This window comes from Salidesulfovibrio brasiliensis JCM 12178, from assembly GCF_001311825.1.
Taxonomy (GTDB): Bacteria; Desulfobacterota; Desulfovibrionia; order Desulfovibrionales; family Desulfovibrionaceae; genus Pseudodesulfovibrio; species Pseudodesulfovibrio brasiliensis.
In genome coordinates, this window is sequence record NZ_BBCB01000017.1 from 13,347 (window position 1) to 29,664 (window position 16,318).

The window sequence follows — 16,318 nt, forward strand, 5'->3', positions numbered from 1 at the left end:
ATAGTATGGATTTTGCTCGCGACTATGGAATTGACTGTTTTCTTGCTTTATGGAGGTATTTCATTATTCTGAAGCAAGTACTGAATAGTGTACTGTGTCTTGGTATTCATGCTGCCTACTTCCTCGATATCGAGGTGGCGCGCATTTGGTGTGGGCAATCATTAATGGCGAACAAGAATCAGGGGTTTCCTTGTTTCAGCTAACAGAGAAAATGGATGCTGGAGTGTTGTACATAGAATATTTTTTTTTGTATTAGTAAATCTGAAAAAAAGCCAAATGTGTATGAAAAATCTGAAGATGCTTCTAATGCTTTAATTAAAGGTGCGCTGCCGGAAATAATAGAAAGGCAGAAGTGTTACACACCGCAAGATAAATCTATGACTAGTCTCTATCTTATGGTTTTTTTTAGAGATGGAATAATAGATTGGATTCTGTCTTCGGAAAGGAGATACGATTTTATTTGTGCCCAAACTCATCCTTACTCTAGCACTTATACAGAATATGAAAAAGTAAAAAAAATCATTTGGAAAGCTGTTCCATGTGATGTTTCAGTTAATGGGAATCCTCCTGGAACGTGGTTTGAAGACAATGCTATTAATGCATGTGTTGCTTGTGGTGATGGTTCGGCCCTTCGTATCCTGAACTGGAGATCGGATGATGGTAGTTGATTCAATTGCTATCACCTTAGACGTTGACTGGGCAGAAGATGCAACAATACTAGATGTTGCCGATTTGCTGATAGAGAACCGAGTGAGGGCCACTTGGTTTGTGACTCACGACACCCCTGTTTTGTCTTATTTGCGCGATAATGCAGATATATTTGAGCTTGGAATTCACCCCAATTTTCTTCCCGGGTCAACTCAAGGAAATAATCCACGGGAAATATTGAAAACATGTATGGATATTGTCCCTGAGGCTGTATCAATGCGTACACATGGCCTTGTTCAGGCAACTTGGTTGTACGACCTTGTCTTGGAAGAAACACCCATTCAGTATGACGTGTCAACGTATCTTTTCCGTCAAATGTGTCGGCCTGTGCTTTATGAGCGCTCCAGTGGTGCTCTGTGGAAGTTGAGCCACTGTTGGGAAGATGATTTAGAGATTGAAAAGAAACAACCAGTATTGTCTCTGGACAGATTGGAAATGCATTCCGGTCATGGAGCTGCTATATTTGCTTTCCATCCGATTCACATCGCCTTGAATTCTCCATCAATGAAATACTATAAGGCTCACATGGAAAAAAAGAACTCGGATCCTCCCCGCATCCAAACACTAGATAAGCTAGATTCTCGTCAAGGAATAACCTCTTTTTTTTATGAGTTGGTCTATAATTCAGCAGCAAGTGGCGGTGGTAGCCACATTTCCACCCTAAAGGGCTGTTAGGTTTTGCACATGTATTACAATGATAATTGAATAGATTGGAGATGTCAGGATGAGATTGAGAGATATTATAGCCGACAATTGCCAAGGCCTAAGTGTTAGTGATGAAGACTTTATGCTTCGTATGTATTCATCTGGATTGGAAGTTTATAAAAAGCGTTTGGAGGCATTGGCGTTCGATTCAGGCTCGATTCTTGATGCCGGGTGCGGATTTGGGCAATGGAGCCTGTCAATGGCCGAAAGGGGTGCAAATGTAACTTCTGTCGATGTCTCACCGATTCGGGCGGAATTTCTACAAAAGGTAGCAGAGCAATGGGTTCCGGGGAAGGTCTCAGCCACCGCACAACAATTGGATAAATTGTGCTTTGCTGACAACGTGTTTGATAAGGTTTTCTGTTACGGCGTTGTCTTTTTGACCCCTTGGAGAGACTCGCTAAAAGAAATGGCACGTGTGTTGAAAACCGGTGGGGTATTGTATGTCAATGCCAACGGATTCGGGTGGTACAAGAATCTTTGGTATAATCAACCGAATAAGGTCAAAGGGTATGATCCTTCTGAGACAGCCGCAAAGGTTCTCATGAACACTTGGAATTACAGGAAGGGATTTCCATTAGAGCCTGGCCTCGATATCCTTATAGAGCCTGACGAGTTGCTTCGAGAACTGGACAACCTTGGTTTTTCGGATGTGTTGCAAGGTGGAGAAGGAGAGTTGCGGGCTCACGGACGCGAAGATGTCAAGGCGAAATCGTTTTTTGAATCAGAATACTATAATGACCTTGGCGTCTACGAAGTGTTGGCTGTCAAGAATTAGCAACGGAGAAAATCATGTCATTTATGAATAATTCATTGTCTATTTCTGCCTTGTTAAGGATTAGATCTATAAAGAGCTTTGCACAGACTTTTCTACTCGATACACGAGCCGGTCAAAAGCTGTTTCTTTATAATGACGAGATTCCAAGGGTTATCAATATTTCATTCAATGAAAAGACATGCATGTTCTCTTGTAGAATGTGCCCTTTTGCTGAAGATGAAGTCAGGAGTCACTACAAAAATAAATCTGAAATGAATTTTGAAACTTTAAAAAAACTAATTGATTCTGTTCCTAATGACCCTTTTTTTAGTTTTGACATGTCTTCGATAGGTGAAACTCTAGAGTTTGAGCCGCTATCAGAGTTTATCAAATACATGAAAAAAACAAAGCCACTTGTTAATACGATTATTTCCACAAATGGTGTATTGATTAATCCCGATAAGTTTAATGCATTAGCAGATAGTGGGCTTGATAACATTCAGTTCAGTCTTTATGCGGAGAATGCTTCTGACCATGCGCACATAACACAAACGAAAAATTTTGATCGTGTAAAAGAAAACGTACTTTCTGTATGCAATGAAAGAAAAAGAAGAAATCTCACAAAGCCATTCCTTCAAGCGTTTATGATTGAGTGCAAAGAGAATTCCCATACTTCACAACGTTTTCTAGATTTTTGGGGAGATCATGTAGATAAGGCATTCCTTCGACCGATATATAATTTGGGCCGTGAAATAGAAGGGATGACGCCGAACTTTCCCAAAGTAGATAAAGGAGAACGATATCCCTGCATAATGCCATGGTATTCAACAGCAGTAAGGTCTAATGGTGATGTGCTTCCGTGCTATATGTTCCATTGGAGTTCAGAGGGGTGGGACCATGCTGTTGGAAACATAAACGATGCGTCGTTGAAAGAGATATGGGCCTCAGATGAATACCAGAAGTTCCGTAGTTGCCATCGTCGATTAGAATTGGATGGTTATCCAATTTGTCAGCGTTGTGACTTGTGGAGCGCCTATACGAATGTGTGGAAGAGACAGGGCGCAGAATATGTCTATGATCCTGTTCAGGTTATTGATTTTCTAACTCCTGCTGGAGAGTACCGAGGTGGGTGATGTTGATCATGTTTGCAATACAGGACGATTGAGTCAGTGGGTTGCCAGATTTTTATGTAAAAACGCAGCGCGGTTAGCCGACTCATCGCTAACAGCGCAGGCTATTGCCACGTCTGCAAAAGCCATGCGTCCTATACTTGGAAACCGTCTGACTCATCGGTTTTGTGATAAGGCCATCAATTGCATTTGTTTGCCCTTTCATAGAGAGGGAATATTTAATTGTTATCACGCAATTGGACTTGAGCAGCGTACTTATATCCGGTTTTCTCCATTACAATCAGTCACAAAAAGAAAGGTGGAGAGAAGTGGTGAAAAAATAAAGATCGGTATTGTTGGAGAGTTGTCTTTTGGAGGCTCTCGGCCTCTCGCATTGGTGGAGTGTGCGCCTGTTGAGCATGAGGTCCATGTCTTTGACGTAGACCGTTTCGGTGTCTGGGGCAATATCGCTGAGAGAGAGAATCTGTCAGTAAACCGTTATATGCTTCATGGTGAGCAGTCAAACAGTTGCCACGAATTTGAGGTTTCTTCTATCAATATAACCAAGCTAGCCCACGATATTAACGACACAAATTTGGATATCTTGATTGTGGCCAATGCCAGTCTTAAAGAACAGACTGATCTAATAACTCTTGTGAATTGCCCCTGCATTGTGAGCTATCTAGTGGGTCCAGCTCCTGTGACATTTCATGAAAAGACTGATTTTACTATTTATCAACAGATTCGGGTGGGATTTCCGATTGTTGATGATGTGGTCTATTCAAAAATTACCGATAATACAATAGGGGGTGAACCCTGCGTGATACGTGAAGGTACTGCTCTTTACGACAATTGGGATGTCGATTTCTCCAATAACCGATCATGGGAAGAGCGTGAACCGAGAATTCTATTCCACGGCCGTCTTTTGCAAATGATGGAAAACTCATACTTGGAGGTGCTGGCTCGAATTCTGGACTCCAGTAGTGAGTTGAGATTTTCCTTCATGGGTATAGGACCCGAACATAGTTCTATTGAGTCTTTTTTTAAAAAGCGAGGCTTGGGTGATCGCGTTCAATATTGTGGGTATGTAGATAAATCTGCTTATGTTGAAAATGATTTTCATTCAAAAATTTTCGACTTTCTTAACACCGGTAGAGTGGAAGCTGACCCTTGGCCTGTTTGTGGAGGGCTCTCACGAACGGAATGCTACAGTTCTGGAACGCCTGTAGTGCACTTAAAATTGAATCAAAACAGTTTACGTTTGAGTGATACTTCACAGACGCTTGTCGATGTTCCTGATTTGCAAGTGTCTTCTGTTACAGCTGATTCCATTTCTCGTTATATGCAGCTATGTTTGAAAAGTGTATTTGATCAATCTTACTTCGATCAAGTCGTTCAAGATCAATATGCCGTATTGCAAAAAGTTGTAGATGGTCGTCGTTGGTGGAGCGCCATTTTGAATTATTACGCACAGTGGCTTTCTGCAAAAGTGGACAACAATGGCTTTCCAGAATAATAGGTGCTCACAATGCTGGATCTCTTCCTTTTTTTTCTGAAGGGAACACCTTCTCGTCGACGGAAGCAATTTTGGGCTCTCATAATCTTGATTGTTTTTTCGGGAGTTGTGGAACTCTTTGCGTTACTCTCTTTGGCTACATTTATCGCCTCTCTGACTTCCCCTGTAGAAGTGTTAGAGTCAAGGTACGTTGTTATGGCTACAAATGTTTTCGGGTATGACCCGAAGCAAAATATCAAAGATTTCTATGTATACTTTGGATTATGGACACTATTGTTGATTGTTCTAAAGAATATTCTTATCGCCACCCATAGTTATGCCACAGCTCGTTTTGACGGAGTGCTTAATGTGGATAGCGGTGTAAGAGTGCTTGGTGGCTTTTTGAGCATGCCTTTTGCGCGAAGCTCAGAAATGAAACCATCTGAAGTTCACCAAATCCTAGGTTGGAAAACTCATGTTGGAGGGCTTGCCAGCAGTCTCATGTTGATCATGAGCGACACGGTTGTTTCTTTGTTGATGTTGCTTTCTCTCTTTGTTTTGGCACCTGTGATTTCAATATGTGTAGCTTTTGGAATTCTTCTATTCGGGAGTATCTTGTTTCGATTCTTTCGTAATAAAATTAATCAACTCGCTGAGATTGCATCAGATTTGTATGTTGCTATCAATGGGATCACCTTAAAAAGCATACATGGTATCCGTGATATCAAACATTTCAATGCTGAGGACGAAAGTCTCTTCGAGTTTCGCAAGGCACAAAGTCAAATGTCGATCTGTCTTGCTAAGCAGCGTCTTTTCGAGCGTGCTCCTGCATGGGTTTTGGAGACCGTCGGAATGGGCGCAATCATCATCAGTTCGGTGTTTGTGTTTGTTTTTTTTAAGGTCAGTACTGCTACACTTATGCAAGCTCTGTCAATGGTTGCAGTTGCTGCTTGGCGCATCCTTCCCGCTGTCAATCGAAGTATAGGCGCTTTGGGTAACATTAGAGGTATCATGCCGCCTTTAAAGAGAGTAAGGCACTTCATAGAAGAATGTGAAAGGTATTCACGTATTCGAAGTAAAACCCAGCTTAAACAGATTTCTCCTTTGTCTCACTCTATTGAAGCTCAAGGCGTTTCCTTTCGCTACAACAAAGAATCGGATTATGTTCTTTCAAAGATTGATCTATCTGTCAGCAAGGGCGAGTTCCTTGGGATCATAGGCCATTCTGGAGGTGGTAAAAGTACTCTTGTCGATATTTTGACTGGCTTGCTGTTTGCTTCCGAAGGAAACGTCTACATCGATGGAGTAAAGCTAGACCTTTCTACAGATCAGAGCTGGAACTTACAGGTCGGTTTTGTTCCGCAAAAGCCTTTTTTTGTTCGATGGTTCTATTGCGGCAAATGTTGCTTTTACAATCGATGAAAAGAGGGTCGACTATGACTTTTTAGCCAGATGCTGCCGAAGTGCTGGAGTAACGGAATTTGCATCATCACTTCCTAATGGTTTGAAAACAGAGATACGTGAACAGGGGGCTCGCCTTTCCGGCGGTCAAGCTCAGCGCATTGCCGTCGCTCGGGCGCTTTATCGTAATCCGGAAGTATTGATTTTTGACGAAGCGACAAGCTCTTTGGATTACAAAAATCAAGAGTTATTGACTAATACCATGATTAAGTTGCGTGGGATAAAAACCATGATAGTGGTTGCACATCGTTTAGATACGGTGAAATATTGTGACAGGGTTGTCGTCATTGAAAATGGGCGACTTGTTGATTCCGGGTCTCCCGAAGTTGTTCTTGCTAGATATGCCAATGATGCTAAACTAATTTCAGATATATCTAATGGAGATATTGCTTGATATGATTACAGATAGTAGTTGTCCAGATTTCTTGATTATAGGCGCTGCGAAGTCTGGTACAACTTCCCTATACGCATACTTAAGACAGCATCCAGAGGTTTTTCTTCCTGATATGAAGGAACTCAATTATTTTGCGCCTTCTCATCCCTTTGGGATTCACGATTTTCACGAATATTGTCTCCTTTTTAAAGATACTGGTCAAGCTGTCGTTGCAGGTGAAGCATCTCCTGCATACCTTTCTTCTCCTGAAAGCCCTCAATTGATACATGATGCTTTCGGTGAGAGCATCAAAATGATAGTGCTGTTGAGAAATCCGGTTGATATGATGTATTCACACTGGGCTCACACCGTACGTGATGCTTTAGAAATACGAGATGCCCAAGAGGCTTTATTGGACTCTTTTGATTCTGAGTGGGAACCTGAGAAATGGTATCTTCATCATGCCTATCGTGCTCGATTCCCCGAGCAGTTGAAACGTTATTATGACCTTTTCCCAAAAAAGAATATTAAAGTATACATTTATGAAGAGTTTTTTGACACAGGTTTGCCTTTCTTTCATGATCTGTGCGATTATCTAGGCGTTACTCACTTTGTTCCGGACAGCACTCAGAAGCATAATGCGGGATTCATGCCAAAAAGCCTTGCTCTACATCGGTTTATTAATATTTATTACGGAAAGTATTTTCTGTCTATCGCAAGACAATTTGTTCCTTCCAATATTCGTAATATTGTGAGGGCAAAACTGGACTTGTGGAATGGTGTAGGTACAGCTCGTGTTCCAAATATGACCCTTGAACTCAGAAAATCTTTGGAAGGCCGGCTTGCTCCTCAGGTCAGAGAATTGGAGGCTTTGCTGGGGCGTGATCTTTCCGAGGTGTGGTTCTGATAAATCTTGTGGAGAATGACTAGATGAGTCTTTCAAGTAAAACTAAGTCGGCGTTTAATGCTCTTGCGTTGACCAGTGCCGTTGTTCTTAATACAGGTCGTATCCCATCGCGTCATAAGGGAGTCGTGCTCATCGAGCCCACTTCGGTCTGCAATTTAAAATGCCCCCTCTGCCCGACGGGGACAGGCACCTTAGAGCGCAAGAATAAATACATTGATTTAGATGTTTTGGAAAGAATAATCGAAATCACCAAACCTTTTGCTATCGCTTATGTTCTCAATCTGTTTGGTGAGCCCATGTTTCATCCAGAGATAGGAAAAATACTGGCTAAGACGGCGCACGCTCCGGGTTGGTTGTCCACAAACCTGAGTTACGATGACAAGTATGCTCATGAATTGGCAAGATGGGAGCATCTGCATGTCATTTGCTCTATCGATACAGTGAAACCAGAGAGCTACTCAGAATACAGGAGGGGAGGCTCCTGGGAAAAGGTTATGCACAACCTTGACATTTTGGCCAAAGGTAAATGCACCGTACATCCACAGTTCCTTGTCGAAAAAGGCCATTATGAATCTCAGGTTTACGAGCAATTTGCCGAGGAGCATGGCATTCCCAAAAAAGATGTCATTATTAAAAGGAAAATGGAAAACTTTCGACTTGACGTAGCCAAGGAGCCGCGGCTTGGTCGATGTCACTCTGCCTATGCAGATTTGTATTTCAACTGTGACGGATATCTTGTGCCATGTTGCAATAACGTTCGTAAGGATGTTTACATGCAGCATATCAATGATTTAAATACTCTTGAAGACATCTTTTCCGCACCCAAGTGTGTCGCTATTCGACGTAGGCTTGCCAATAATAAAAATGTATTTCCCAGCTGCACGGATTGTGATGGCCTCGATTTTTTCAAAGTACAATTTCCGCAGTATGTGCATGCTGCTAAATCCTTGATACCCTGGGTGACTTTAGACAGTGATGAGCCAATGAAAATGAAGCTTTAGTGTGCGTATTGGTTCGAGGTGAATTCAATGTTTGTGACAGAGTATACTAAGATGTGGCGTCTAAATGAACGCAATACTATTTTGAAAGGATTTCTTCCGTCAGGATTCTGGCGTCTTCTTCAATACATAGGGTACAGAAGGAGATATCCAGAAGCCTATGTATCCGGTGATAGCGATATTCACAAGAATGCTGTGATTGGTTCAGGGTGCTATATCTGGAGCGCATTTTTAGGTGAAACTGTTACACTTGGGCGTTGTTGTACGGTTGGAGTCCAGGCTCGGCTGGGAGGTACTGCCACTGTCAATATTGGAAGTTTTTGCTCCATTGCACAGAACAGTTTTATTTTTTCTCGCAATCATAATTATTCAATACGTACGACTTCGGCACTGCATACTTTTAGTAATGCAGAAATAATGAATCCTGATACACCTGATTTTATCCGTCAGCCGATTGAAATTGGAAATGATGTCTGGATAGGACGTGATACTAAGATTCTCGCTGGAGCAACCATACCAGATGGTTGCGTGATAGGCGCAGGAAGTGTTGTAACAAGGAATACTTTTGAGCCGTACTCCATCCTTGCTGGTGTTCCTGCACGCCCAGTGGGTAAGCGTTTTTCCGATAAAGTGGTAGACGAATTGTTGTCGTTACAGTGGTGGAATGAGGATATGAATACCATTTTCTCTGATGAGATGATCAGATTCCTTATGTCAGCCCCTGATGAAGATTGAACCGTATAATGCGAATGTGTGCCTCATGATAGATTTGATCAAAAAAAAGATCCATTACATCAGTACAGTGTATGCTAGGGCCTATTCTTTGTTGGCCGGCTCTCCTCCCAAGCTTTTTCCTTGGCACTACCAGTGGCACGCAACCAGAGAGCTTGACAGAGACCTTAGTTCTATTCTTTCGGAAATGGAGGGGGCGGTTCTCGATTTCGGTTGCGGGCAGCAACCGTATCGATCATTCTTTAAAGCTAATATTAGCTATACTGGGGCAGATATAGTTGCTTCATCTGATGAAATCGTGAGTATTGCTCCAGACGCTCCGCTTCCGTTTTCTGATGAAAGCTTTGATGCGATAGTATGTACACAGGTTCTGGAGCATGTGGCGGCTCCCGAAACCAGAATAGCAGAGCTTTCTCGTGTATTAAAACCGGGCGGGGTTATGTGTCTGTCGGTCCCTTTCATTTTTCATGTGCATGGGAAGCCTCATGACTATCGTAGGTTAAGCGAGTATGGAGCAAGGGAATTAGTTAAGGGTTTTAATGTGGAAAAGGTGTACCGCCAGGGGGGAGTCGGAAGCTCTTTGGCTGTATTGTCATTGGGATGGATTGACCATCAGGCCGAAATGCATGCTGTGACATATTTGTTGAAAATACTGTTGACGCCGCTGTGGATACCCTTTTGTTTTATTATTAATTGTATGGGTATGCTTTTTGATTATATGGATACAACTGAAGCTTTTTATAGTAATGTGCTGATGGTAGTCCGCAAAAAATGAAGATTGCTCTTATAACATCATTGCTTTCAGGTGGTGGTGCAGCCCGCGTGCTAGTCAATATGGCAAATTATTGGGATGCTCAAGGTCATGATATAGTTATCGTTACCTTTGAATCTGAAGGCGCAGATCCTTTTTACGATATCTCTACAGGAGTAAGTCTTGTTCATTTGGGTCTCAACAGGAGCTCACAAGGCTTCATATGCGCCCTCTCTAACAACTGGAAGCGCCTTCGCAAGATTCGCGAAACGGTAGTTGCGCTTGCTCCGAATGCAGTCATCAGTTTTGTGGACACTGCCAATGTTCTATCTTTGCTGGCCTTGGCTGGAACGTCGATTCCCGTTGTAGTATCTGAGCGAGTTGATCCGGCGCATGAGGATATCGGAAAGATGTGGGAAATGCTTCGATTTTTGAGTTATCCGCTCGCATCAAACGTCGTGGTACAAACAAGAGAAGCAGCTCGTTATTTTTCTAAATATTTTATCAAGGACTTAAGGGTAATACCTAATCCAGTAGTGCCTCCAGCAGAGTTTGATAGTACTCTTATTTCTGCTCCATTCATCATGGGTGCGGGGCGTCTCTGTCGTCAGAAACGTTTTGATGTACTTATTGATGCTTTTTCTTTGATAGCGAATACTCATCCAGACTGGAATTTGTGCATTGCAGGTGAAGGGCCCTTAAAGAGGGAACTACAAAGCCAGACTTACTCTTTGGGGTTGGAGAATCGTATCTTTTTCCCTGGACATATAAAGGAGATCGGTGGTCTTTTTCGTCAGGCGGATGTTTTTGTATTGTCCTCAGACTATGAAGGGTTTCCCAACGTGCTATGTGAAGCAATGTGTGCGGGACTGCCATGTGTGAGTAGTGATTGTCCGAGTGGACCAAGTGATATTATCGAAGACGGGAAGAGCGGTTTCCTAGTTCCGCCTGGAGATAAAGACGCACTGGCTCATTCTCTTGCAACCCTAGTGAAGAGCAAGACCCTTAGAAAGACAATTGGACGTGAAGCAGCTGAAGCTGTTAAAAAATGGAAAACGCCAATAATTATGGGAAAGTGGGAAGAGTTGCTTTGAGCGGTCTTACAAATCTGATTTCTAGATTTGTCCCCTAATGGGTTGGGTGACATTGTATACTAACGGGACTAGACACCATTATTGGTTAATGCCATTTTGAATAACCTGTTTGAGCCTTTGTACGGTTTGACGCACCATGGCATCGGTTGAAAACCTATCAACGATCGTTGGACGCAGGTTAAATCGTTGCTTGCTATCTATTTTATCAATAATCTTTAGTATTGAATTGCACAATGCCTTGTGATTACCTGCCTCAACTATCCTATGATGATTGTTAATGATAAGTGATGCATCTCCGACATCTGTCGATACACAGGGGATGTCACAAGCCATTGCTTCCCCGAGCACATTGGGGAAGCCCTCTCCAAACAGGGAAGAAAGACAACAAATATCGATTGCATTGTATACCCAATGCATGTTTTTTTGTTCGCCTGCCCATGTCAAGATATCAGTCAGGCCGAGTTCCTCAGAAAACTCTCGTAATTCGAACTCAAGTGGGCCTGTGCCAACACATACAAAGCGTGCACGAGAGTTTACCTTGGCTACCATGCTGGCTGCGCGGAGAAATGTCTTGTGGTCCTTCATCGGGTCAAGACGAGCCACAATGCCAACCATGACTATATTGTCTTCATTGCACCATTTATTTCTTAATTTATGGCCAGCTTTTCTGTCTGGGAAAAAGTATGAAACATCTATACCGTTATGCACAACAGCAATATCGCGGTAGTTAAAGCCGTTAGTTATGGCGTAGTCTTTTCCTGCTTGAGAGTTGGATATAGTTAAGTCTGGTACGTGTGAAAGTCTTCGCTCAATTATTTCACAAACCCGTGACTTGAGACGGTATTTAGAATAGTCCATATTTGATGCGCGTATGCTGCATGCTACCCGCGGAGCAACGCCGATTATTTTCATAATACATGATAAAATGTTAGGAACTCCAAGAAAGGAGTACAAAATGTCAACACGTTCCTTAATTACTAGATTCCTAAGCCTCCATACCAAGAATACAAAGTCAAAATAACCCTTCTTGTTTAAATCGTGGATATGAATGCTTGGATGTAGACGACTTGAAAGAGCGCCTTTGTTATTAAATAACACCAAAGCTACTTCAATGTTATATTTAGAAATACCGTTAGCCAGTTCGACGAGTTGACGTTCTGCTCCCCCAGTTTCGAGTGATGGAGCTAATAGCATTACTTTAAGCTCTTTTGGAGAAGACTTTTTGTCATCAGTGAACAAATGTTCTATGTCATGGTGATTCGATGAGAATTCTACATGTAATCCAGCGGTGCTTTTTTTAAGTACAAAAAAGGCTTCACCGTCTTTGTATGATTCATTATTTTGAGATATTAAAAGGTAGCCACCGCTATTAAGCATTTTCGATAAATTGTTTACCGCGTCAATGATAAGATCATCAGAAAAATAGCTTCTGTTTAAAACATTAGAGCATTTGATAAGATCAAACTTCTCTTCGCACTTTGTGTCAAATATATTGAGGTGTTCTATGCTGTGGATGCTTTTGTGTGATTCTAGTAATGGGTTTAGTGTTTGAATTAAAGAATATTTTTTTGTGTTAAAACGAAAGTTCAAAGCAAGATTGAAATAAAGAAAAAGAAATTTGACACCAAGAAAAGCGCCGTGTGCATTTAAAAAAAAACTTCCCCAAAAGGAAATCCTTTTCATAAAAATAATTACATTGGTCAGTGAGTCTGATTTTGTGGAACGCATCAGATTCAATCAAAGATATTGAGGAACTTCCATCAGAGCTTCCAACGTCAAGTAGTGATGGATTTTCAAATTTTTTCGCGAGTTTTACCAACAAATCATCGGCAGCATTTGTTCTTTTCTTGCCTGTGGTTTTATAGGTGTCACCGACATTAAGATACGAAATAGCCAAAGAGAATAAACGTCCTCGTTCTTTGTCTGTTTCGTTTTGTGAGCGAGCGTTTTTGAGAATGCCTGGTGAAAACCGTAATCTCAAAAAACGAAAAAAAAATGGTTTTCAAGAGGGGCCTTTTTACAATCCAGTCAAGCAACCTGACTCTGTCAATGCATAGGCCGCTTTCCATTAAAAAATGCTTAAACTGTGAACGGTTCAGCATTTCCACTCCTCCAGCCAGGCTTGAAACATCAAGATGTCCCAAAGATGGTGGCACCACATAGTTTCGCCTTGGTCGAAGCCTTTGAGAATTCGCTGTACTTCTCCTGCGTCGATATATGCTTGTTCTTTAATCCGTTGTGAACTGAGCAAATCATGGCACCATTCACGAAGGTCTCCTCTAAGCCATTCCGCAACGGGTACCCCGAATCCCATTTTGGGCCTATCAACTAATTCGGAAGGGACATATTTATACAGGATATTTCTAAGTACCTGTTTGCCAATGCCGCTATTGACCTTGTACTCACGTGGAAGTGTTGCTGCGAATTCTACAACTCTGTGATCGAGAAGCGGAACACGCAATTCCAGTCCGTGTGCCATGCTTGCTCTATCTGTTTTAGTGAGAATGTCATCAGGCAAGTACATCTTTGCATCCCAGAGGGTCATTTGACTCAAAAGGTCATCAAACATCATATTGTGTCTAGCAGTGATGGAGCAAGGGGGCTCAGAGGCACCCAAGACCAATTGGTGAGCATGCTGGTTGTGGCTAAGGAAATACCGGTAGAATCCATTGAACTCCGTAAGACTCAGCATGTCTAACCTCCATCGAATCTTAAATCCGATTGAGCCTGCAATTCCGAATGCTCTACGGGGTATTCTCTTGATTAGGCGAGTTAATGCTTTCCGGAATTGTAATGGAATTTTCTTCAGTCGTTTCCAATTCTCCATCCAATGATAGCGTTGATATCCACCAAATAATTCGTCTCCCCCGTCACCGGAAAGTGCCACGGTAACATGGTCTCTTGTTAACTGTGAAACACAATATGTTGGGATTTGTGAGGAGTCGGCAAAAGGTTCATCAATAGTGTGGGATTTTAGGGATAACGTTTAACATCTCTCTTGGAGTGAGGAAAAGTTCTGTATGCTTGGTGCCGATATACTCGGCAACAGCACGAGCATGCTGTGATTCATTATATATACTTTCGTTGTATCCTATAGAGAATGTTTTGACTGGCGTAGATCGTCTTTTTTGCATCAAAGCCACTACTATTGAAGAGTCTATTCCTCCAGAAAGAAGAGCCCCTAAGGGCACATCTGAGATCATGCGACTTTCCACCGCTTCTTCTAGCAGTCGCTCCAAATGTTCTTCTGCATCTTCAAGTGACCCTTGAAATGGTTCACATGCCCCTTTATTCCAAACATCAAGCACAGACCAATACCGTTCGACGTGAGTCGTCATGCGATCCGTCGAAATCGTTAGAATTGTGCCCGGTTCGAGTTTGCGAGCGTTTTTGTATACTGATCTAGGAGCGGGTATATATCCGTATCGGAAGTACTGCCTTAATGATTCGCGATCGATCGTTTTATTAAAGTTTTGGCAGTTGCAGAGAGACTTGAGCTCGGAGCCAAAGACGAATCGATTATCGGCCCATCCGTAATACATAGGCTTGATACCAAGCCGGTCTCGAACAAGTGATAGAGCGTGTCGCTTTCTATCCCATATCGCTATTGCAAACATTCCAACAAATCGTGATAATGCAACATTAAGCCCCCATTGAACTATGGCAGCCAATATGACCTCAGTGTCAGAGTCCCCACGGAAAGTGTGACCCAATACGGAAAGTTCATCACGTAACTGTTTGAAATTGTATACTTCGCCATTGTAAGCGATGACGTAGCGTCCACAAGAGGACTGCATTGGCTGTCTCCCCAAGGGAGACAAATCAATGATCGACAGCCGTCGATGTCCTAGCCCTATACCATGTATTATATCAAGCCAAATATCAGAGTCGTCAGGACCTCGGTGAGCTAATGAATTTGTCATCCTTCGGATAGTGGTTTCATCCACACTGTGTTGAGGTGAAAGCATTCCACAGACACCACACATATATCACCTATTCCTTTCGATGGCCCTTTGAAGGCATTCCTGCCACCTTATCAGGGCTGATTCTTGGCTAAACAATTCTGTTACAAATGTCGCTTCCTTCCCAATGCGCATGCGCAATTCTGATGAAGACATTAGTTTGTCCATGGCGCTCTTCAGCGCATGCACGTCTTCGACAGGAACAAGTAAGCCGTTATGCCCATCTATGATGAGTTCGGATGGGCCGCTAGGGCAATTCGTTGAAATGCATGGGAGGCCAATACTCATCGCATCAGAGAGTGCCATTGGCATTCCTTCAAAGCGTGAAGGAAGAACGAAAATGTGAGAGTTGGCCAGCTGCTCAGATAGAGAGGTTGTCCATCCAGGCAATGTGGCACGCCCGGTCAGTCCTTCTTTTTCAATCATCTTCTCAAGCATTGGCCGGTCTTCTCCTTCTCCGTAAATGACCAAATCCCAATGGGGATGGGTGTCGGAGAGTGAGGCATAAGCTTCGAGCAAGCTGTCAAGATTTTTTTTGAAAACAAAGTCGAGCTGCAGTAATTATTCTCTTGCGAGTAGAAGAAGGCTCGTGCACTCGACGTACTGGTGGTTGAGGCACAGAGTTTGGTATAACAGAGAGCCTGCAGGGGACGTTCTGTAGGAACCAATCCCTTATGTCTTTTGTCTGTACAATGACCTCGTCTGCAAAACGGTAAGTCAGCTTACGAAGCAGGGGCCATATATTGCCGATCCTATCATATTCAGGATGGCATAATTCAGTGACAACAATGGGTATATGGGTTCCTAAGCATGCAAGCACAGAGAGGACATTGGTTTGTGGCAAGAAAGAAACCACAGCATCAGGCGACTGCTTGATAAGTCTGTTCCGTAGTTTTTGTGCATCTTTTATAATCCGTATAGCAGCTTGAAATTTGTTGCACACAGGTAAGTCAAGGGGCAACCTTTCAATCTTGAGGTTGGTGTGCTGGTCAAAAGGAAAGCGGTCAGCAAGGCGATCATAGTGGAAGACCGTGACATTATGTCCCGCTTGGACCCAGGCATTGGCAAGAAGGCATACAACGCGTTGTGCACCTCCGCCGTGAATAGCACCAATAATTAGAGAAATCTTCATTCGAACTCCTCAAGGGCCTGAAATGTAAGTACTGACGAATTTGGGCTATTTTTGTGAGAAAAGCTTATACAATGGATTTAGTGATCCTACTATAGCTGGGCTTCAGGTGCTGAATCGTTTTATAAAGTTAGTGA

At 42.6% G+C, this 16,318-nt stretch carries 16 protein-coding genes and 1 pseudogene; 13 read left to right on the forward strand and 4 right to left on the reverse strand.

From position 1 onward, the window contains the following. The first annotated feature begins 94 nt into the window (after positions 1–94). The 13 genes from JCM12178_RS20740 to JCM12178_RS17680 are packed head-to-tail and all read left to right on the forward strand — an operon-like array spanning position 95 to position 11,090. Positions 95–256 carry a formyltransferase family protein gene (locus JCM12178_RS20740; RefSeq protein WP_083465780.1) on the forward strand — a complete coding sequence of 54 codons (162 nt, stop codon included), beginning with the start codon at positions 95–97 and terminating at the stop codon, positions 254–256. Between the two features lie 22 nt (positions 257–278). Beyond that, positions 279–668, forward strand: coding sequence for a DNA-3-methyladenine glycosylase (locus JCM12178_RS17650; RefSeq protein ID WP_157054809.1), 390 nt, complete (start codon positions 279–281; stop codon positions 666–668). Then, positions 655–1,383 carry a polysaccharide deacetylase WbmS family protein gene (locus JCM12178_RS18220; RefSeq protein WP_157054810.1) on the forward strand — a complete coding sequence of 243 codons (729 nt, stop codon included), beginning with the start codon at positions 655–657 and terminating at the stop codon, positions 1,381–1,383. Before JCM12178_RS17650 ends, JCM12178_RS18220 begins: the two co-directional genes overlap by 14 nt. Before the next feature lie 49 nt (positions 1,384–1,432). Next, complete coding sequence (locus tag JCM12178_RS06690; protein ID WP_083465782.1) at positions 1,433–2,191, forward strand: class I SAM-dependent methyltransferase; 759 nt, start codon at positions 1,433–1,435, stop codon at positions 2,189–2,191. Between the two features lie 14 nt (positions 2,192–2,205). After that, a complete protein-coding gene (locus tag JCM12178_RS17655) occupies positions 2,206–3,303 on the forward strand; it encodes a radical SAM/SPASM domain-containing protein (protein WP_083465783.1) in 1,098 nt (365 codons plus the stop codon). Then, on the forward strand, positions 3,296–4,795 hold the full coding sequence (locus JCM12178_RS18225; protein WP_157054811.1) for a glycosyltransferase family protein: 1,500 nt from the start codon (positions 3,296–3,298) through the stop codon (positions 4,793–4,795). The genes JCM12178_RS17655 and JCM12178_RS18225 overlap by 8 nt, the downstream gene beginning before the upstream one ends. A 12-nt stretch (positions 4,796–4,807) precedes the next feature. After that, complete coding sequence (locus JCM12178_RS20270; protein WP_054649890.1) at positions 4,808–6,196, forward strand: ATP-binding cassette domain-containing protein; 1,389 nt, start codon at positions 4,808–4,810, stop codon at positions 6,194–6,196. Beyond that, a complete protein-coding gene (locus JCM12178_RS20275; protein WP_172677081.1) occupies positions 6,129–6,629 on the forward strand; it encodes an ATP-binding cassette domain-containing protein in 501 nt (166 codons plus the stop codon). Before JCM12178_RS20270 ends, JCM12178_RS20275 begins: the two co-directional genes overlap by 68 nt. 1 nt (position 6,630) lies before the next feature. Next, complete coding sequence (locus JCM12178_RS17665; RefSeq protein ID WP_218185635.1) at positions 6,631–7,515, forward strand: sulfotransferase domain-containing protein; 885 nt, start codon at positions 6,631–6,633, stop codon at positions 7,513–7,515. Between the two features lie 23 nt (positions 7,516–7,538). Next, the gene (locus tag JCM12178_RS17670; protein ID WP_083465786.1) at positions 7,539–8,516 is read left to right on the forward strand and encodes a radical SAM/SPASM domain-containing protein; all 978 of its coding nucleotides are present in this window, start codon (positions 7,539–7,541) and stop codon (positions 8,514–8,516) included. A 27-nt stretch (positions 8,517–8,543) separates the two neighbouring features. Further along, on the forward strand, positions 8,544–9,248 hold the full coding sequence (locus JCM12178_RS17675; RefSeq protein ID WP_083465787.1) for a CatB-related O-acetyltransferase: 705 nt from the start codon (positions 8,544–8,546) through the stop codon (positions 9,246–9,248). A 25-nt stretch (positions 9,249–9,273) separates the two neighbouring features. Further along, positions 9,274–10,020, forward strand: coding sequence for a class I SAM-dependent methyltransferase (locus tag JCM12178_RS06710; protein WP_172677082.1), 747 nt, complete (start codon positions 9,274–9,276; stop codon positions 10,018–10,020). Further along, positions 10,017–11,090 (forward strand): glycosyltransferase family 4 protein, encoded by a 1,074-nt coding sequence (locus JCM12178_RS17680; protein WP_083465788.1) that lies wholly within the window; start codon positions 10,017–10,019, stop codon positions 11,088–11,090. Before JCM12178_RS06710 ends, JCM12178_RS17680 begins: the two co-directional genes overlap by 4 nt. Before the next feature lie 78 nt (positions 11,091–11,168). On the opposite strand, the gene JCM12178_RS17685 is transcribed toward JCM12178_RS17680, so the two are convergent. From JCM12178_RS17685 to JCM12178_RS17690, 4 genes and pseudogenes are all read right to left on the reverse strand, one after another. Further along, positions 11,169–12,818 (reverse strand): glycosyltransferase, encoded by a 1,650-nt coding sequence (locus JCM12178_RS17685; protein WP_083465789.1) that lies wholly within the window; start codon positions 12,816–12,818, stop codon positions 11,169–11,171. A gap of 367 nt (positions 12,819–13,185) precedes the next feature. Next, a pseudogene (gene asnB / locus JCM12178_RS06725) lies at positions 13,186–15,076 on the reverse strand (asparagine synthase (glutamine-hydrolyzing)). Positions 15,077–15,079: 3 nt separating this feature from the next. Beyond that, on the reverse strand, positions 15,080–15,571 hold the full coding sequence (locus tag JCM12178_RS06730; RefSeq protein WP_172677083.1) for a glycosyltransferase: 492 nt from the start codon (positions 15,569–15,571) through the stop codon (positions 15,080–15,082). Positions 15,572–15,575: 4 nt separating this feature from the next. After that, positions 15,576–16,184 carry a glycosyltransferase gene (locus JCM12178_RS17690; RefSeq protein WP_083465791.1) on the reverse strand — a complete coding sequence of 203 codons (609 nt, stop codon included), beginning with the start codon at positions 16,182–16,184 and terminating at the stop codon, positions 15,576–15,578. Positions 16,185–16,318 lie beyond the last annotated feature (134 nt).